The organism is Nocardia sputorum, from assembly GCF_027924405.1.
GTDB classification, from domain to species: domain Bacteria; phylum Actinomycetota; class Actinomycetes; order Mycobacteriales; family Mycobacteriaceae; genus Nocardia; species Nocardia sputorum.
In genome coordinates this window covers 1598279-1615854 of sequence record NZ_AP026978.1, presented here as the reverse complement: position 1 = coordinate 1615854, position 17576 = coordinate 1598279, and the positions used below count along the sequence as shown (strand labels likewise).

Sequence of the window (17576 nt, the reverse complement as noted above, 5' to 3'; positions counted from 1 at the left end):
CTCGCCCGCGCTACCGACGACGAGGCTTCGGCTGGCAGCGCGGGCAGGAGTAGGACGAGCGGTTCATGAACCGCTCCCGAATGATCGGCGCACCACACCGGCGACACGGTTCGTGCTCCCGACCGTATACGGCGAGCGAGCGTTCGAAGTAGCCCGACTGGCCGTTGACGTTCACATAGAGCGCGTCGAACGAGGTACCGCCCGCCGCGAGCGCTTCGCCCATCACCGCGCCGACTTCGGCCAGCAACCCGCGCACCGCGGGCCGCGACAGCCCCGAGGCGAGCCGGCCGCCGTGGATCTTCGCACGCCACAGCGCCTCGTCGGCGTAGATGTTGCCGATCCCGGAGACGACGCCTTGATCGAGCAGGACGCGTTTGATCTCACTCTGTTTGCCCCGGATGGCGGCGACCACGGACTCGACGTCGAAACGCGGGTCCAGCGGGTCGCGGGCGATGTGCGCGACGGGCTGCGGCACCAGGGTACCGTCCACCTCGACCAGCGGGGCGAGCGCCCAGCCGCCGAAAGTGCGCTGGTCGACGAAGCGCAGCTGGGTGCCGTCGCCGAAGGTGGCGCGGATATGCGCGTGCTTCTCCAACGGCGCGTCCATGGGCTGGACCAGCATCTGACCGCTCATGCCGAGATGCACGACCAGGGCCGCTTCCGGGTCGTCGAAGGTCAGCCAGAGGAATTTGCCGCGCCGCTCGGCCGACTCGACCTCGAGGCCGGTCAGCCGGGCGGCGAGATCGGCGGCGCCTTCGAGATGGCGGCGCACCGAGCGGGGATGGGTGATCGCCACCGATTCGACGACCCGGCCCACCGCATGTTCGGCGAGCCCGCGTCGCACGACCTCGACCTCGGGTAGTTCGGGCACGTCAGGTTTCGGCGGTCAGCGCCTCGTAGGCGGCCCCCGCGGCCTTCTGCTCGGCTTCCTTCTTCGACCGGCCTACACCTTGCCCGTAGGCTCGTCCGCCGACCACCGTGGTGGCGGTGAATTCCTTGTCGTGGTCCGGCCCCGTCGAGGTGATCTCGTAGCTGGGCACGCCGAGACCACGCTCGGCGGTGAGTTCCTGCAGGCTCGTCTTCCAGTCCAGGCCCGCGCCCATGCGCGGTCCACGCTCGAGCAGCTCCGCGAACAGCCGCAACACCACGGAGCGAGCCACTTCGATGCCGTGCTGCAGATGCACGGCGCCGAGCAGCGACTCCATGCCGTCGGCGAGGATGCTCTCCTTGTCCCGGCCGCCGGTGAGTTCCTCACCTTTGCCGAGCAGCAGGTGCACACCGAGGCCGCCTTCGCCGAGCCCGCGGGCCACTTCCGCGAGGGCGCGCATGTTCACCACGCTCGCGCGCAGTTTGGCCAGCTCACCCTCGCTCTTCGAGGGATGTTCGTGATACAGCCGTTCGGTGATGCTCAGCCCGAGCACGGAGTCGCCGAGGAACTCGAGACGCTCGTTCGTCGGCAGACCGCCGTTCTCGTACGCGTACGAGCGATGGGTCAGCGCGAGACGCAACAGGTCCGGCTGCACATCGACGCCCAACGCGGCGAGCAGGCTCGCGTGTTCACCGGACGAGTCGGGTTCGTCGGTCACGTTGCTACGACAGGTCGAACGATCAGACCGCGGCGGTGACCTGGCGGCCCTTGTAGGTGCCGCAGGACGGGCACGCGATGTGCGGGAGAGTCTTCTCGCCGCACGCGCGGTTCGGGCAGGTGATCAGGGTCGGCGCGGTGGCCTTCCACTGGCTGCGCCGCGACCTGGTGTTGGAACGGGACATCCGGCGCTTGGGAACGGCCACGACTACTTCTCCTCTGTCTGATTGCTCTGCCGGTTCGGCTGATCGGTATTGCTCAGTGGTCTCGGTCGGCCGCACCCTCGTCGGGGCTGCCGGTGCCGGGCGATCCGGAGGCGAATTTAGCCAGTCCGGCCCAGCGAGGGTCAAGTATCTCATGCCGGTGGTCGGATCCCGCAATCGCCATCCGTACGCCGCATTCCGGGCACAATCCCGCGCAATCGGGCGTGCACAGCGGCTGCAGCGGCAGCTCCAGGCCGACGGCGTCGATCACCACGGGCTCCAGATCGATGAGGTCGTCGACCATGCGGTAGACCTCGTCGTCCTCGGTGGTCTGCTCCGTGGTGCTGTGCGGGTAAGCGAACAACTCGGTCACTTGCAAGGTGATCTCGTCGCCGAACGGCTCGAGGCAGCGCGAGCACTCGCCTTCGACCGGCGCGGACACCGTCCCGGTGACCAGCACACCCTCGGACACCGCCTGCAACTGCAGGTCGAGTTCCACCTGCGCGCCCACGGGAACGGCGATCAGATCCAGGCCGATCCGCTGCTCGGTGGTGACGGTGCGGCGCAGCTCGCGCATGGTCCCCGGCCTGCGACCGAGGCTGCGGGTGTCCAGCACGAAACCACCGTCCGGCAGCCGGCGCTTGGCCGACTGCGGACGCGACGCGGAACCGGAACCGGCGGGCATCACGAACTCACTCACGATCGAGGGATACGGGCAACCACTCAACAATACGCGATCATGCGGGACGGACCCAAACCCGCCCCACTCCGTTCGACGCCGCTACCTGCGGAATTCGCCGGCGTAGTCGGGTGCGCCCGCCCCGCTGCGCAGCTGATGCCGCCCCCGTCCGACCGTGCGCAGCGTGCTGGTCAGCGTCTCCTCGAAATCGGCCAGCCTGGAGTCGACGTAGTGGTCGCATTCCTCGCGCAGGCGATCGGCTTCGGCATGCGCGGCGTCGATCACCCTGGCCGATTCGGCGTGCGCGGCGCGGACCACCTCGGTCTGCGTGACCAGCCGCTCCTGCTCGGCGAGCCCTTCGGCGACGGAACGGTCGTAGGCGGCCTTGCCCGCCTCGATCATCCGCTCGGACTCGACGCGCGCCCGTCCGGTCACCGCCTCGTATTCGGCATTCCCGTCGGCCACCACGCGGTCGGCTTCCTCCTGAGCGGAGGCGACGAGACGATCGGCGTGCGCGCTCGCCTCGGCGACCATGCGGTCGGCATGCGCCTTGGCGTCGGCCAGGATGCGGTCGGCTTCCTCGCGCGCGGAGCCGATGGTGCGCTCGGCCTGCTCGTTCGCGCCGGTCACGGCGGTCTCGGCCGCGGTCCTGGCATCGGAGACGATCTTGTCGCGATGGTCGAGCACGTCCTGGGCGTCGTCGAGTTCGCCGGGCAGCGCGTCGCGGACGTCGTCGAGTAGCTCGAGCACGTCGCCGCGCGGCACGATGCAGCTGCGGGTCGGCGGGATGCCGCGGGCCTCTTCGACAATGGCGACCAGTTCGTCGAGCGCTTCGAATACGCGATACATGCTCACTACCCTCCTGCGGACTCACGGCGAAACTTTCCGCCGAGCCCCAGTGTGCCCGTCGTCACCGCTCGTGCCGAGTCACTTTCCGGTGTGTCGGGCCAGTGTCTCGCACGCCACAGAAATCAAGTGGAGACCGCCTCTCCGCTTCGTGTTACATTCTTCTGGAAGGTCGACCAAGATCTTCACCCCTACCGCGGTCCCCGGATCGCGGACCAGGAAGCCGGAGGTACGGGCAACCTGCCGTCGAATGTTGACAGGTTCCGACGCGTCAGCGATCGCTGAACATGCGCGAGGAACGGAACCTGCCAAGAGTCGACGGGGAAGCGGGCGATCACCATCGCCGTTGTCTCTGCCGATGGCCTGTGTTCGATCGGAAAGACGATGACTGTTCTGGAACTACCCCGACCGGGTGGAGGGAGCGCCACCAGCTTCTTCGTGCCGTGGGTGGGCCCATACCCCGTGTTGCCGACGACCTCGGTCGCGACCAGGTTCGGACAGCTCACCCGCTATCTGCGCGGCGATCGCGCGTTCGCGCAGCTGATCCGTTTCGCGCTGGTGGGCGGGTCCAGCAACATCGCCTACGTCCTGCTGTTCTTCGCCATGCACGGCGTCGGGCCGCTGGTCGCCAACGTCGTCGGCTCCATCGTCAGCACGATGATCGCCAACGAACTGCACCGTCAGCTCACCTTCCACGCCGCGGCACGGGTCGGCTGGTTCACCGCCCAGTGGGAAGGCGGTGGGCTCGCGCTCGTCGGCCTCGGCGTCACGACCGCGGCGCTGGCCGCGCTCGGCCTCTGGGCTCCCGGCCTCGGAGACACCGCGCAGGCCGCCGCCATCCTGGCGATCACCGCCGCGGTCGGCGGCATGCGCTTCCTCGCCCTGCGTGGGCTGGTCTTCTAGGGCTCCCCCGCCGCTGGCGGGTTCTCCGTCAGTTCTTGCGCTCGGCCAGACGGTCGACGAGGCGCTTGTGCACCGAGGGGGGCAGCATGTCGGTGACGTCGCCGCCGTACGCGGCGACCTCCTTGACCAGTGAGCTGGACAGGAAGCTGAAGGACGGGTTGGTGGCGATGAAGAAGGTGTCCACCCCCGAGAGCTTCTTGTTCATCTGCGCCATCTGCAGTTCGTAGCCGAAGTCGCCCGCGTCGCGCAGACCCTTCACGATCGCGGTGATGCCCTGCTCGCGGGCGAAATCCACCGTCAGGCCCTGCCACGACTCCACCCGCACGTTGCCCAGGTGCGCGGTCGACTCGCGCAGCATCTCCATGCGCTCCTCGACGGTGAACATGCCCTGCTTCTTCGGATTGATCATGACGGTGATGACGACCTCGTCGAACTGGGCCGCGGCCCGGGTGAAGACGTCGAGGTGTCCGTAGGTCACGGGGTCGAACGATCCGGGGCACAGTGCTCCTGCCATGAGGCGACGCTAGCAGGACTCACCCGGCCGGGCGCGAGTGGCCGGTCCGCGTCTAGGCGTCCGGCTCGTACTCCGCCAGATCGATGCGGGTTTCGCCGTATCGGCGCGGCTTGGCCGGGACGAAGCCTGCGGGCCAAGCCGTTTCGGGCGAGCGCGCCGAACGCTCCAGCACGACGAACGCACCGGGGCGCAGCCAGCCGTGCTCGGTCAGCGACCGCAGGTCGGCGAGCACCACGGCGTTGTCCAGCGCATAGGGCGGGTCGGAGAACACCACGTCGAAAACGCCCGCCCCGCCCAGTTGCAGCACACCGGCCACGGTCGCGACGCGCAATTCCGCGCCGGGCAGCCCCAGCTCGGCGATATTGCCGCGGACCACCGCCGCCGCCTTGCGGTCGGACTCGACCAGCAGCGCGTGCTGCGCACCGCGTGACAACGCTTCCAGCCCGAGCGCGCCGGAACCCGCGTACAGGTCCAGCACCCGCGTGCCCGCGAAGTCCAGCCGAGCGTCCAACGCGCTGAACAGCGCCTCCCGCACCCGGTCGGAGGTCGGCCTGGTGCCCGCGGGCGGCACCCGGAGGCGCCGCCCGCCCGCCGTTCCGGCGACGATCCGCGTCATCCGGCGGACGACTCCCGGACCGTCAGCTCGATGAGCAGGTCGCCGCCTTCGACCTGTTGCACGGCGCCGATGGCGACGCGGCCGACGGTGCCCGCCCGCGGCGCGGTGATCGCGGCTTCCATCTTCATCGCCTCGATGGTGCCGATGGTGTCGCCCGCCGCGACCGAATCGCCTTCGGCCACCGCGAGAGTGACGACACCGGCGAACGGCGCCGCGACGTGGCCGGGGTTGGCTTTGTCGGCTTTCTCCGCGGCCGGGATCTCGCTGGCGATCGACCGGTCGCGCACCGACACCGGCCGCAGCTGCCCGTTGAGGATGCACATCACCGTGCGCATGCCGCGCTCGTCCGGTTCCGAAATGGCTTCCAAGCCGATGAGCAGGGTGACGCCCTTCTCCAGCTGCACCCGGTGTTCCTCGCCGCGGCGCAGACCGTAGAAGAACTGGTTGGCCGACAACCCGGAGGTGTCGCCGTACTTCTCGCGGTGGGCGAGGAATTCGGCGGTGGGGCCGGGGAACAGCAGCCGGTTCAACGTAGCCCGCCGCTCCGCGGAGCTACCCGCCAGGCCTTTCTCGTCGGCGGGCGTCAACGGTGTCTCGGGCTTGGCCGCGCCGCGCCCGGCCAGCGCTTTGCTGCGGAACGGTTCGGGCCAGCCGCCGGCGGGGGTGCCGAGTTCACCGCGCAGGAACCCGATCACCGAATCCGGGATGTCGTAGCGGCCGGGATCGGCGGCGAAGTCCTCCACCTCGACACCGGTGCCGACCAGCGCCAGCGCCAGGTCGCCGACGACCTTCGAGGACGGCGTGACCTTCACCAGACGCCCGAGCAGCCGGTCGGCGGCGGCGTATTTCGCCTCCACCTCCTCGAACCGGTCGCCCAACCCGAGCGCGATCGCCTGCTGGCGCAGGTTCGACAACTGACCGCCGGGGATCTCGTGGGTGTAGACGCGGCCGGTGGGCGCGGGCAGCCCGGACTCGAACGGCGCGTAGACCTTCCGCAACGCCTCCCAGTACGGCTCGAGGTCGCACACGGCCTGCAGGTTCAACCCGGTGTCGTATTCACTGTGGGCGGCCGCGGCGACGATCGCAGAGAGCGCGGGCTGGCTGGTGGTCCCGGCCATCGCGGCGCTCGCGCCGTCGACGGCGTCGGCGCCCGCCTGCCAGGCGGCCAGATAGGTGGCCAGCTGCCCGCCCGGGGTGTCGTGGGTGTGCACGTGCACCGGCAGATCGAAATTGCTGCGCAAGGCGGTGACCAGCGTGGTCGCGGCCGGGGCGCGCAGCAGGCCGGCCATGTCCTTGATCGCCAGCACGTGCGCGCCCGCGTCGACGATCTGCTCGGCCAGCTTCAGGTAGTAGTCCAGGGTGTAGAGCGACTCGTCCGGATTCGACAGATCCCCGGTGTAGCTGATCGCGACCTCCGCGATCGCGGTCCCGGTCTCGCGGACCGCGTCGATGGCCGGGCGCATCTGGTCGACGTTGTTGAGCGCGTCGAAGATCCGGAAGATGTCGATGCCCGTCGCGGTCGCCTCGGAGACGAACGCGCGGGTCACCGCCTCCGGATACGGGGTGTAACCGACGGTGTTGCGGCCGCGCAGCAGCATCTGCAGGCAGATGTTCGGGATCGCCTCCCGCAACGCCGCCAGCCGCTCCCACGGGTCCTCGTACAGGAACCGCAACCCCACGTCGTAGGTCGCGCCGCCCCAGCACTCCACCGACAGCAGCTCCGGCGTCAACCGCGCCACATGCCCCGCCACCCCGAGCAGGCCGTTGGTACGCACGCGGGTGGCCAGCAGCGACTGGTGCGCGTCACGGAAGGTGGTGTCGGTGACGCCGACCGCCTTCTGCTCACGCAACGCCCGCGCGAAACCTTCCGGACCCAGCCGCAGCAGCCGCTGCCGGGAGCCGTCCGGCGGCGGCACGCTCGGATCGATCGCGGGCAGCTTGTCGTGCGGGTACACCGTGGTCGGGCGCTCACCGTGCGGCTTGTTCACGGTGACGTCGGCCAGGTAGTCGAGGATCTTGGTGCCGCGGTCGGCGGACTGCCGCAAGGTCAGCAGCTGCGGGCGCTCGTCGATGAACGAGGTGGTGACCCGGCCCGCCTTGAAGTCGGGATCGTCCAGCACCGCCAGCAGGAAGGGAATGTTGGTGGCCACGCCGCGGATCCGGAACTCGGCCAGCGCCCGGCTCGCCCGAGCGACCGCCGCACCGAAGTCGCGGCCCCGGCAGGTGAGCTTGACCAGCATGGAGTCGAAGTAGGCCCCGATCTCGGCGCCCAGGTTGGCCCCGCCGTCCAGGCGGATGCCCGCGCCGCCGGGCGTGCGGTAGGCGGTGATCCGGCCGGTGTCCGGACGGAACCCGTTGGCCGGGTCCTCGGTGGTGATCCGGCACTGCAACGCCGCACCCCGGATGGTCACGGCCTCCTGGCTCAGACCCAGCTGCTCGAGCGTTTCCCCGGCGGCGATGCGCAGCTGCGACTGCACCAGGTCGACGTCGGTGATCTCCTCGGTCACCGTGTGTTCCACCTGGATGCGCGGGTTCATCTCGATGAAGACGTGGTTGCCGCGCTCGTCCAGCAGGAACTCCACGGTGCCCGCGCACGAGTAGCCGATCTGCCGGGCGAAGGCCACCGCGTCGGCGCAGATCCGCTCGCGCAGTGCGGGGTCCAGATTCGGCGCGGGCGCCAGCTCGATCACCTTCTGGTGCCTGCGCTGCACCGAGCAGTCCCGCTCGAACAGATGCATCACATTGCCGTGCTGGTCGGCCAGGATCTGCACCTCGATGTGACGGGGATTCACCACCGCCTGCTCCAGGAACACCGTCGGGTCGCCGAACGCCGACTCCGCCTCCCGGGAAGCCGCCTCGATCGACTCGCGCAGCTGCTCGGGTGCGGCGACCCGGCGCATTCCGCGCCCGCCGCCACCCGCGACGGCCTTGACGAAGATCGGGTATTCCAGCTCGTTCGCCGCGGCCAGCAGCTGCTCCACGTCCGACGACGGTGCGCTCGAACGCAACACCGGCAGGCCGGCCGCCTTGGCCGCCTCGATCGCGCGCGCCTTGTTACCCGCCAGTTCGAGCACCTCGGCCGACGGGCCGATGAAGGTGATGCCCTCCCGGGCACACGCCGCCGCCAGATCCGGATTCTCCGACAGGAATCCGTACCCGGGGTAGATGGCGTCCGCGCCCGCGGACTTGGCCGCCTCGATGATCGCCTCGATCGACAGATACGCCCGCACCGGATGGCCGGGCTCGCCGATCTGATACGACTCCGCCGCCTTCAACCGATGGACCGAATTGCGGTCCTCGTAAGGGAACACGGCGACCGTCCCGATGCCGAGTTCGTAAGCCGCGCGGAAGGCTCGGATGGCGATCTCGCCACGGTTGGCAACCAAGACTTTCGAGAACATTGACCTAAGGTACCCGGCTGCGTGAACCGCACCGACATGGAATCCCCCTTCGCGAACTTTTTCACAAAGCCGACTAGCACCGTTGCGAAGTTGCGTTCATCGTGCCGACACAAATGCGGCGCGTCGGCAACCGATGCGCCGCCGGGCGACCGGTCCGGTTCGACGCGCTCGTCCCGTCTCGTCCTATGCTGAGGAGGCAGCTGGTTCACCGCAGCGCGACGAGATGGAGCCCCGACGTCGCGCCACGGAGTCGAGCCCGTCCGTGCGGCGACGTCACGGCGGGTGAGAGGGAACCCGGTGAGAATCCGGGACTGTCCCGCAGCGGTATGCAGGAACGACCGCCGTCACCAGGCACTGAGTTCACCGGGCCGGAAGGCTCCGCGACTCGGGAAGCGACGGCCAGTAGGTCGGCCATCGGGAGCACTCCGGCGTACGCCGGCCCGCACGGCCGGTGCCCGCGAGTCCGAAGACCTGCCAGCCGTGCCGGGTACGCCGTACCCGGCGGCCACCGCCTCGTGGATTGGGCGCGCGGATCACCAGCTGACGTGTCGGGCTCCTCGGCCGGGAACATTCACCGGCATGTCATAAGGTTCTCCGCCTGCCCGTATGGCGATGGCTTTCGTCCTCAGCAATGGAGAAACATCGTGACTGTTGCACAGCAGAAGCCGTTCACCGCGACGGTTCTCGGGCTTCCACGAGTGGGGCCACGACGCGAACTGAAGCGGGCTATCGAAGCCTATTGGGCGGGCAAGATCGACGCGGGCCGGTTGCACGCCGTGGCGCGCGACTTGCGGCAGGCCCAGTTCGCCGACATGCGCGCCGCGGGCTTGGACTCCATCCCCGTCGGCACGTTTTCCTACTACGACCACATGCTCGACACCGCCGAGCTGCTGGGCGCGCTGCCGCCCCGGGTCGCCGGGATCACGGATCCGCTGGACCGGTATTTCGCCGCCGCCCGCGGCACCGACACGGTCGAGCCCTTGGAGATGACCAAGTGGTTCGACACCAACTACCACTACCTGGTGCCGGAAATCGGCCCGGAGACCGCGTTCTCGCTGCACCCGGAGAAGCTGCTGGCGGAAGTCGAGGAGGCGCTGGAGCTGGGTGTGCCCGCGCGGCCGGTCGTGATCGGCCCGCTCACCTTCCTGAAGCTGGCGAAGGCGACCGGCGGCCCAGCACTCGCCCGGCTGATCGAACTGCTGCCGCTCTACCGGGAACTGCTGCGCAGGCTCGCCGTCGCCGGCGCCGAGTGGGTGCAGATCGATGAGCCGGTGCTGGTCACCGACCTCACCGCGGCGGAAATCGACCTGCTCCAGGTCACCTACGAGGAACTCGCCGAGGCCACCGAGCGCCCGGCGATCCTCGTCGCGACCTACTTCGGACAGCCGGACGCCGCACTCGCGGCGCTGGCGCGCACCGGGATAGAAGGAGTCGCGCTCGACTTCACCTCCGGCGTCGACGTCGCCGCGGTGGCGGCCGTGCCCGCGCTGACCGGCAAGCTGGTCGTCGCCGGTGTCGTGGACGGGCGCAACGTCTGGCGCACCGATCTCGACCGAGCCGTGGCCACTCTCGGTTCGTTGCTGGGATCGGCCGGACACGTGGCGGTTTCGAGTTCGTGCTCGTTGCTGCACGTGCCGTACACACTGGCCGGCGAGACGCGGTTGGACGAGCGTCTGCGGTCCTGGCTGGCGTTCGGCGCGGAGAAAGTGACCGAGATCCGGCTGCTCGCGACCGGCCTGCGCGAGGGCGCGGAGGCGATCGATGCCGAATTGACCGCGGTCCGGGAGGCGCTGGCGTCGCGGAAGTCGGATCCGCGGCTGAACGATCCGGGGGTACGCGCGCGCCTGGCGGCGCTCGGTCCGGACGCCGCCCGCCGCGCGCCCGCCGAACAACGCCGGGAACTGCAACGGGACCGTTTGCGGCTGCCTGCCCTGCCGACCACCACGATCGGTTCCTACCCGCAGACCTCGGCCATCCGGCTGGCGCGCGCCGCGCTGCGCAAGGGCGAGATCGACCAGGCGGAGTACGTGCGCCGGATGCGCGCGGAGATCGCGGAGGTCATCACGCTGCAGGAGGAACTGGGGCTCGACGTGCTGGTGCACGGCGAGCCGGAGCGCAACGACATGGTGCAGTACTTCGCCGAACATCTCGAGGGGTTCGCGGCGACCGAGCACGGGTGGGTGCAGTCCTACGGGACGCGCTGCGTGCGGCCGCCGATCCTGTTCGGGGACGTCGCGCGGCGGGAGCCGATGACCGTCGACTGGATCGGGTACGCGCAGTCGCTCACCGACAAGCCGGTGAAAGGCATGCTGACCGGTCCGGTGACCATTCTGGCGTGGTCCTTCGTGCGCGACGACCAACCGTTGAGCGAGTCCGCCCGCCAGGTGGCGCTGGCCATCCGGGACGAGACCGTGGACCTGGAATCGGCGGGCATCCGGATCATCCAGGTCGACGAGCCGGCCTTGCGTGAACTGCTTCCACTGCGTGCGGCCGAGCAGCCCGGTTATCTGGAGTGGTCGGTGCTGTCGTTCCGGCTCGCGACCTCCGGGGTGTCCGATGCGACGCAGATCCACACGCACCTGTGCTACTCGGAATTCGGCGAGGTGATCGAAGCGATCGCCGGGCTGGACGCCGATGTCACGTCCATCGAGGCGGCGCGTTCCCGCATGGAGGTGCTCGACGACCTGAACGCCTCGGGATTCGACCTCGGGGTAGGCCCCGGCGTGTACGACATCCACTCACCGCGGGTGCCCAGCGTGGAGGAGATCACCACGTCGTTGCGGGCGGCGCTGAAAGCCATTCCGGCCGAACGCCTCTGGGTGAATCCCGACTGCGGGCTCAAGACCAGAGGACGCACCGAGGTGGAAGCCTCCCTGCGCAACATGGTCGCCGCGGCGGCAGCGGTACGGTGACCTGACCGCCGATCGAATCAGCTACGCCTTCAATCGGATTCCGGCTCGGGTCGCGGGGGCTGCCGCCGCCGTAGGGTGTACCGATCACACGGTTCCTCCCGCCGCGTCACCGGCAACTCCCGCGCCCGCGCCCGCATCCCCCGTCGCCATGCCGTATGACACCCGGAACAACGCTCCATCGGCTACCCCTCCTCACAAGTCGACCACGACACCGTCTTTCCCCTCTTGCCTACTTTCGACGCGCCCACCCCTGATTCGGTTCCAAGCAAGAGAAGGAATTTTCCGCCGGTCTACAGGCCGAAGGCTCGGTTGATGGCGGCCATGTCGAAGTAATCGCGCCATACGGTGATCTCGCCGTCGGCGACTTCGAAGAAGCCCATGACCGGGAGCGGGGTCTCGCGGCCTGCGGAGCGGAGGGTGTCGGTGCGCTCGTTCATCACCACGGCGCCGGAGGCGATCTGGTGGTGGATGTCGAAGTCGATGGCATCGAACGTGGTCAGGAAACCCGCGATGAAGTCGCGGATGGCGGCGCGGCCGACGATGGGTTCCATCGGGATGTTGTGGTAGACGGCGTCCTCGGCGAAGTAGGCGCTGATCCGATCCGGATCGGGGTCGGACCAGCTTCGGCACATCGCACGCACGAGTTCGTCGGGATCGGGCATCGGTTCTGCTCACTTCCTGCTGCCGGGACGCCGGACGGCAACATTCAACCAAGCAATTGCTCGGCGCGGAAGGGGATGCACCCGGCGGCGGCTCCGGTCAGCGACTGACCGCCAGCTCGCGCTGCGGGACGCCGATGTACTCCGACAACGGCCGGATCAGCGCGTTCGACGCCGCCTGCTCGATGATGTGCGCGGTCCACCCGGTGATCCTGCTCATCACGAAGATCGGCGTGAACATGGCGATGTCGAAGCCCATCAGGTAGTAGGCGGGACCGGCCGGGAAATCCAGGTTCGGCTTGATACCGGTGGCCTCGTCCATCGCGCGTTCCAGCGCGGCGCAGACCCGCAGCCACCGCTCGCCGCCGGTCACCGCCGCGACCTGCGCCAACTGCGCCCGCATGGTCGGCACCCGGGAGTCGCCGTTCCGATAGACCCGGTGCCCGAACCCCATCACTTTCTGCTTGTCCGCGAGCTTGCCGCGCAACCATTCGCGGGCTCGTTCCGGTTCGCCGATCTCCAGCAGCGCGTGCATGACGGCCTCGTTGGCACCGCCGTGCAGCGGGCCTTTCAGCGCGCCGATCGCGGCCGTGACCGCGCTGTAGATGTCCGATCGGGTGGAGGTGACCACCCGGGCGGCGAAGGTCGAGGCGTTGAAACCGTGTTCCGCGTAGAGGATCAAAGAGGTCTCGAACGCCTTGACGATGCGTGGATCGGGTACCGCACCGAAGCACATGTTCAGGAAGTTCTCCGCGAAACCCAAGTGCGAGTGCGGCGCGACGAAATCCAGCCCGCGCCGCCTGCGCATGTCGGCCGCGATCACGGTGGGCAGCATCGCCGTCAAGCGCAGCGCCTTGGCCAGCAGCGCCCGCCGGGCCGGGGCGCCGGTGAGATCCTCCTCCGGGTCCTCGGCTCCCAGATAACTCACCACCGTCCGCACCACGTCCATCGGATGACACGAGTCGGGCATCTTCTCGATCAGCGACAGTACGGACCGATCGATCCGGCGCTGGGCGCGCTCGCGCCCGCACAGCAGCTCCAATTGCGCGGAGTCCGGCAGTTCGCCGTACCAGAGCAGGTAGGCGACCTCCTCGAACCCGCAGTGCCGGGCCAGATCCGGCACCGCGTAGCCGCGATAGGTCAGGGAGTTGGTCTCCGGTACCACCTTCGAGACGGCGGTGGTGTCGACCACCACGCCCGCCAGGCCCTTCTTGATCTCGGTCATATCGTTCACTCGCTCACGGTGAAGGTGAATATTCCTGCGTCGAATTCGCTGTAGCGCTGGTAGCGCAGTAGTTCATAGAGGCGGGACCGATGCTGCATGCGGTCGAGCAGCGCGGCCTGGGTCCCGGTGCGGTCGATGTCGCGTAGCCCGTTCTCCACGGCGTGCATGGCCAGTCGCAAGGTGGTCACCGGATAGATGACCGCGTTGTAGCCGAGCTCCTCGAGCAGGCGCGCCGGGAGCAGTTCGGACTTGCCGAACTCGGTCATGTTCGCCAGCAAGGGAACTCGCACGGCAGCACGGAATCTCGCGAACTCCGAGGCGTCGGCCAGCGCTTCGGCGAAGATCAGGTCCGCACCGGCGTCCGCGTAGGCCTTGGCCCGATCGATCGCCGAAGCCAATCCTTCGGTCGCGCGTGCGTCGGTGCGGGCGCAGACGACGAAGTTCGGGTCGCGCCGGGCCGACACGGCGGCGCGCAACCGCCGCACCATATCCTCGACCGGCACCACGGACTTGCCGTCGAGGTGCCCGCAACGCTTCGGGTTGACCTGGTCCTCGATGTGGCAGCCCGCCAGCCCCGCGTCCTCCAAGAGGGTCACGGTGCGGGCGGCGTTCATCGGCTCGCCGAAGCCGGTGTCCGCGTCGATGAGCACCGGAAGCTCGGTCGCACGTGCGATCTGCTGCCCGCGCGCGGTCACCTCGCCGAGGGTGGTCAGCCCGATGTCGGGCAGGGCCAGCTCGGCCGCTGTCACCGCGCCCGAGACGTATACGCCTTCGAACCCGATCTCCTGGATCACCCGGGCCACCAACGGGTCGAAGGCACCCGGCATTCGCTGGATACGTCCGGAGGCCAGACCGGCCCGGAACGCCACGCGCTTGTGTTCCGCGCTCGCCGCAGACGAAAGCAGGCCGGTCACCGTACCCACCGGCGCGCGCATCAGAAGACTCCTTCCGGAATCCGCGGCGCCCGGCTCAGCACCTGCTCGGATACGGTGAAACTCAGCTGGTCCAGCTCCCCGGGCGCCAGTTCCGGCGTCCGCTGCGCCACGTCGAGGAAACGCTCCTGCTCGTCCTCGTCGAGCACACCCTCGGCCAAGGCCCGGAACTTGGCGATGTACTGCGTCCGGCCGAAGGGGCGCGCTCCCAGCGGATGCGCGTCGGCGACCGCCAGTTCGTCGACGATCGTCTCCCCGCTCCGCAGTGTCACGACAGCTCGTGCGCCGAATGCCTTCTCGCGAGGATCGGTGGCGTGATAGCGGCGGGTCCAGTCCGGATCCTCGGTCGTACTGATCTTGCGCCACAGCGCGACGGTGTCCGGCCGTCGCGCCCGCTCCGGCGCGTAGGACCGCTCGTGGTGCCAGCTCCCGTCTTGCAGCGCGACCGCGAAGATATACGGCACCGAATGGTCGAGGGTTTCGCGACTGGCGTGCGGATCGAACTTCTGCGGATCGCCGGAACCCGTGCCGATCACCACGTGTGTGTGGTGACTGGTATGCAGCACTATGGAGACGATCTGCTCGAGGTCGCCGATCCGCGCGCGCATTCGGCGAGCGAGATCGATCGGCGCCTGGCTCTGATATTCGGCCGAGTGTTCCTTGGTGTAGCTGTCCAGGATGGCCCGTTTGGCCTCGCCCGGCCCGGGCAGCGGCACCCGGTATGCGGCGTCCGGCCCGCCGAGCAGCCGGGCGATCACGCCGTCGGCGCCCTCCCAGATCGGCGCGGGCGCACCCTCGCCCCGCAGCGCGCGATCCACGGCCTCCACCGCCGTCTTCCCCGCGAACGCCGGAGCGTACGCCTTCCAGCTGGAGATCTCGCCTTTGCGGGATTGCCGCGTCGCCGTGGTGGTGTGCAGGGTCTGGCCGAGCGCCTGGTAGATGGTTTCGGTGTCGAGTTCGAGCAGCGTTCCGATGCCGGCCGCGACGGAGGGGCCGAGGTGGGCGACATGGTCGATCTTGTGCTCGTGCAGACAGATCCCGCGAGCCAGATCGATCTGGATCTCGTAGCCGGTGGCCAGCCCGCGAATCAGGTCGGCGCCGCCGCGGCCGAGATGCTGGGCGACGGCGAGGATCGGTGGGATGTTGTCCCCGGGATGCGAGTACTCCGCGGCGAGGAACGTGTCGTGGAAGTCCAGCTCCCGCACCGCGACGCCGTTGGCCCAAGCGGCCCATTCGGGCGAAACCCGCTGCCGGACGGGCAAACCGAACACCGTCGCGCCTCGGCGGCCTGCGCGCGGCGAGTAGGGCTGCGCGGTGGCCTGGGCGCGCGCCGCGGCCACCGGGCGGCGCGTCAGCGCCGCGGCGGCTACCGCGGCGTTGTCGATGATCCGGTTGACGATCATCGCGGCGACTTCGGTGGTGACTTCGACCGGGTCCACGGCCACCTCAGCGATCTTCGTCGCGAGATGCTCCGCGCGCGGGAACTCCTCGGCGGCGGAACGGGCTCGTACGGTGTGTATTTTCATGCATCCTCCACGACACGGCGGCAAAACCTCTCTTCGCACGCTACGCAGCTCGAATACATTGCTGAACACCTTGCAAAAGCATATTTTCGTGGGTAATAACGCGTGTTTTTGCGATGATTGCGAATCATCGCAGCTACCATCGTGCACGTGCGCAAGATGTATGCGGGCGCCCGGCTTCGGCGATTGCGCGAAGAGCGGAGGATGACTCAGGCGGCTCTGGCGAAATCGCTGGATCTGTCGCCGAGCTACCTCAATCAGCTCGAGCGCGACCAGCGCCCACTCACCATTCCCGTACTGCTGAAACTCAATTCCACCTTCGATCTGGACGTCCAGTTCTTCGCCGCCGATTCCGACGCGCGTCTCGTGTCGGACCTGCACGAAGTGCTCATCGACGCCGCGGGCGGGCACACCGCCCCGCTGACCGAAGTGGAGGAGCTGGCCACCCGCCAGCCGGAGGTCGCCCGGATCGTCGTGGCGATGCATCGCCGACTACGCGCCGCCACCGATCAGCTCGATCTGCTGTCGGCGCGGGTCTCCGCCCCGGCGGGCGCGCCCGGCGTGCCCATGCCCTACGAGGACGTGCGCGACTTCTTCTACGACCATCACAACCACATTCCGCAGCTCGACATCGCCGCGGAACAGTTGTTCGAGAACTCCGGACTCACCATCGGCTCGTTGGATCGCCAGCTCGCCCGCATCGCCGAGGAACGCGCCGGGGTCACCGTCCTGGTGCGCGGCGACGGCGCCGACCGCACCGTTCCCAAACGGCACTACGACCCGGAGACCCGGACGCTCACGCTCGCCCGCCGGTTGCGGCCGGGCCAGCGCGCCTTCCAGATCGCCACCACGCTCGGCTTCCTCTTGTACGGGGCCGAACTGGATGCCGTGCTGGCCGAGAGCCCGTCGCTCAGCGGCGAGTCCCGCACACTGGCACGGATCGGGCTGGCCAATTATTTCGCGGGCGCGCTGGTCCTGCCGTACGGGCGATTCCTGCGCTCGGCCGAGGAACTGCACTACGACATCGACCTGCTCGGTCTGCGTTTCGAAGTCGGCTTCGAGACCATCTGCCATCGGCTCAGCACGCTGCAGCGGCAGGGCCAGCGCGGCGTCCCGTTCTTCTTCGTGCGCACCGACCGGGCGGGCAACATCTCCAAGCGTCAGTCCGCGACCGCGTTCCATTTCTCCCGGGTCGGCGGCAGTTGCCCGCTGTGGGTGGTGCACGAGGCCTTCTCCAACCCCGGCCGCATCCTGACCCAGGTGGCCGAGATGCCCGACGGCCGCCGCTACCTGTGGGTGGCCCGCACCGCGGCGATCGCCCCGCACGGATTCGGCACCGCCGCGAAGAACTTCGCGATCGGCCTCGGCTGCGATGTCGAATACGCCGACCGCTTGGTGTACTCGGCCGGATTGCAGTTGGACGATCCGGCGGCCTCGGTCCCGATCGGGGCCGGCTGCAAGGTGTGCGAGCGGCCCGCGTGCCCGCAGCGGGCCTTCCCACACATCGGCAGTCCGCTGGCGGTCGCCGAGCACACCAGCACCGACCTGCCCTATCCGCGTCTCGGGCGGTGACCGTGG

15 protein-coding genes and 1 riboswitch are annotated in these 17576 nt (G+C 68.9%); of the genes, 3 read left to right on the top strand and 12 right to left on the bottom strand.

All coding sequences use genetic code 11. The features are described from left to right. Window positions 1-10 precede the first annotated feature (10 nt). The 5 genes from mutM to QMG86_RS07275 all read right to left on the bottom strand — a co-directional run bounded on the left by mutM (window position 11) and on the right by QMG86_RS07275 (window position 3316). Window positions 11-871, bottom strand: a complete 861-nt coding sequence (gene mutM, locus QMG86_RS07295; RefSeq protein WP_281878472.1) for a bifunctional DNA-formamidopyrimidine glycosylase/DNA-(apurinic or apyrimidinic site) lyase — start codon at window positions 869-871, stop codon at window positions 11-13. Window position 872: 1 nt separating this feature from the next. Next, complete coding sequence (gene rnc / locus QMG86_RS07290; protein ID WP_281878470.1) at window positions 873-1586, bottom strand: ribonuclease III; 714 nt, start codon at window positions 1584-1586, stop codon at window positions 873-875. A gap of 22 nt (window positions 1587-1608) precedes the next feature. Then, window positions 1609-1791, bottom strand: a complete 183-nt coding sequence (gene rpmF / locus QMG86_RS07285) for a 50S ribosomal protein L32 (RefSeq protein WP_014987105.1) — start codon at window positions 1789-1791, stop codon at window positions 1609-1611. A 52-nt stretch (window positions 1792-1843) separates the two neighbouring features. Continuing rightward, window positions 1844-2473, bottom strand: coding sequence for a YceD family protein (locus QMG86_RS07280; protein WP_281880814.1), 630 nt, complete (start codon window positions 2471-2473; stop codon window positions 1844-1846). 96 nt (window positions 2474-2569) lie between these two features. Then, window positions 2570-3316: a DivIVA domain-containing protein gene (locus tag QMG86_RS07275; RefSeq protein ID WP_159838893.1), complete on the bottom strand. Its 747-nt coding sequence runs from the start codon at window positions 3314-3316 to the stop codon at window positions 2570-2572. A gap of 381 nt (window positions 3317-3697) precedes the next feature. On the opposite strand from QMG86_RS07275, the gene QMG86_RS07270 reads away from it, so the two are divergent. After that, entirely contained in the window at window positions 3698-4216 is a 519-nt protein-coding gene (locus QMG86_RS07270; RefSeq protein WP_281878467.1) for a GtrA family protein, read from the top strand. Between the two features lie 28 nt (window positions 4217-4244). Here QMG86_RS07270 and coaD read toward each other — a convergent pair whose 3' ends face one another. Genes coaD through QMG86_RS07255 form a run of 3 tightly spaced genes read right to left on the bottom strand, consistent with a single transcriptional unit; the run spans window position 4245 to window position 8747 of the window. Continuing rightward, on the bottom strand, window positions 4245-4730 hold the full coding sequence (gene coaD / locus QMG86_RS07265; RefSeq protein WP_159838696.1) for a pantetheine-phosphate adenylyltransferase: 486 nt from the start codon (window positions 4728-4730) through the stop codon (window positions 4245-4247). Window positions 4731-4782: 52 nt separating this feature from the next. After that, a complete protein-coding gene (gene rsmD / locus QMG86_RS07260; protein WP_281878465.1) occupies window positions 4783-5346 on the bottom strand; it encodes a 16S rRNA (guanine(966)-N(2))-methyltransferase RsmD in 564 nt (187 codons plus the stop codon). Continuing rightward, the gene (locus QMG86_RS07255; protein WP_281878464.1) at window positions 5343-8747 is read right to left on the bottom strand and encodes a pyruvate carboxylase; all 3405 of its coding nucleotides are present in this window, start codon (window positions 8745-8747) and stop codon (window positions 5343-5345) included. Before QMG86_RS07255 ends, rsmD begins: the two co-directional genes overlap by 4 nt. Window positions 8748-9010: 263 nt before the next feature. Continuing rightward, window positions 9011-9240: riboswitch (cobalamin riboswitch) on the top strand. Between the two features lie 148 nt (window positions 9241-9388). On the opposite strand from QMG86_RS07255, the gene metE reads away from it, so the two are divergent. Then, window positions 9389-11659 (top strand): 5-methyltetrahydropteroyltriglutamate--homocysteine S-methyltransferase, encoded by a 2271-nt coding sequence (gene metE / locus QMG86_RS07250; protein ID WP_434086197.1) that lies wholly within the window; start codon window positions 9389-9391, stop codon window positions 11657-11659. Window positions 11660-11949: 290 nt separating this feature from the next. Here metE and QMG86_RS07245 read toward each other — a convergent pair whose 3' ends face one another. The 4 genes from QMG86_RS07245 to QMG86_RS07230 all read right to left on the bottom strand — a co-directional run bounded on the left by QMG86_RS07245 (window position 11950) and on the right by QMG86_RS07230 (window position 16001). Further along, on the bottom strand, window positions 11950-12321 hold the full coding sequence (locus QMG86_RS07245) for a nuclear transport factor 2 family protein (protein ID WP_281878462.1): 372 nt from the start codon (window positions 12319-12321) through the stop codon (window positions 11950-11952). Window positions 12322-12418: 97 nt separating this feature from the next. Continuing rightward, window positions 12419-13543, bottom strand: a complete 1125-nt coding sequence (locus tag QMG86_RS07240) for a bifunctional 2-methylcitrate synthase/citrate synthase (protein WP_281880813.1) — start codon at window positions 13541-13543, stop codon at window positions 12419-12421. A 5-nt stretch (window positions 13544-13548) separates the two neighbouring features. Further along, on the bottom strand, window positions 13549-14457 hold the full coding sequence (prpB, locus tag QMG86_RS07235; RefSeq protein ID WP_281880812.1) for a methylisocitrate lyase: 909 nt from the start codon (window positions 14455-14457) through the stop codon (window positions 13549-13551). A 20-nt stretch (window positions 14458-14477) separates the two neighbouring features. Next, complete coding sequence (locus QMG86_RS07230) at window positions 14478-16001, bottom strand: MmgE/PrpD family protein (protein ID WP_281878460.1); 1524 nt, start codon at window positions 15999-16001, stop codon at window positions 14478-14480. A gap of 147 nt (window positions 16002-16148) precedes the next feature. On the opposite strand from QMG86_RS07230, the gene QMG86_RS07225 reads away from it, so the two are divergent. Further along, the gene (locus tag QMG86_RS07225; RefSeq protein ID WP_281878459.1) at window positions 16149-17570 is read left to right on the top strand and encodes a short-chain fatty acyl-CoA regulator family protein; all 1422 of its coding nucleotides are present in this window, start codon (window positions 16149-16151) and stop codon (window positions 17568-17570) included. The last annotated feature ends 6 nt before the right edge of the window (window positions 17571-17576 follow it).

Bases quoted from the DNA above. Each gene is read 5' to 3' on its own strand.
- QMG86_RS07280 (WP_281880814.1), bottom strand. From the start codon at position 2,473: ATGCCCGCCGGTTCCGGTTCCGCGTCGCGTCCGCAGTCGGCCAAGCGC.
- QMG86_RS07275 (WP_159838893.1), bottom strand. From the start codon at position 3,316: ATGTATCGCGTATTCGAAGCGCTCGACGAACTGGTCGCCATTGTCGAA.
- QMG86_RS07270 (WP_281878467.1), top strand. From the start codon at position 3,698: ATGACTGTTCTGGAACTACCCCGACCGGGTGGAGGGAGCGCCACCAGC.
- coaD (WP_159838696.1), bottom strand. From the start codon at position 4,730: ATGGCAGGAGCACTGTGCCCCGGATCGTTCGACCCCGTGACCTACGGA.
- rsmD (WP_281878465.1), bottom strand. From the start codon at position 5,346: ATGACGCGGATCGTCGCCGGAACGGCGGGCGGGCGGCGCCTCCGGGTG.
- QMG86_RS07255 (WP_281878464.1), bottom strand. From the start codon at position 8,747: ATGTTCTCGAAAGTCTTGGTTGCCAACCGTGGCGAGATCGCCATCCGA.
- QMG86_RS07245 (WP_281878462.1), bottom strand. From the start codon at position 12,321: ATGCCCGATCCCGACGAACTCGTGCGTGCGATGTGCCGAAGCTGGTCC.
- QMG86_RS07240 (WP_281880813.1), bottom strand. From the start codon at position 13,543: ATGACCGAGATCAAGAAGGGCCTGGCGGGCGTGGTGGTCGACACCACC.
- QMG86_RS07230 (WP_281878460.1), bottom strand. From the start codon at position 16,001: ATGAAAATACACACCGTACGAGCCCGTTCCGCCGCCGAGGAGTTCCCG.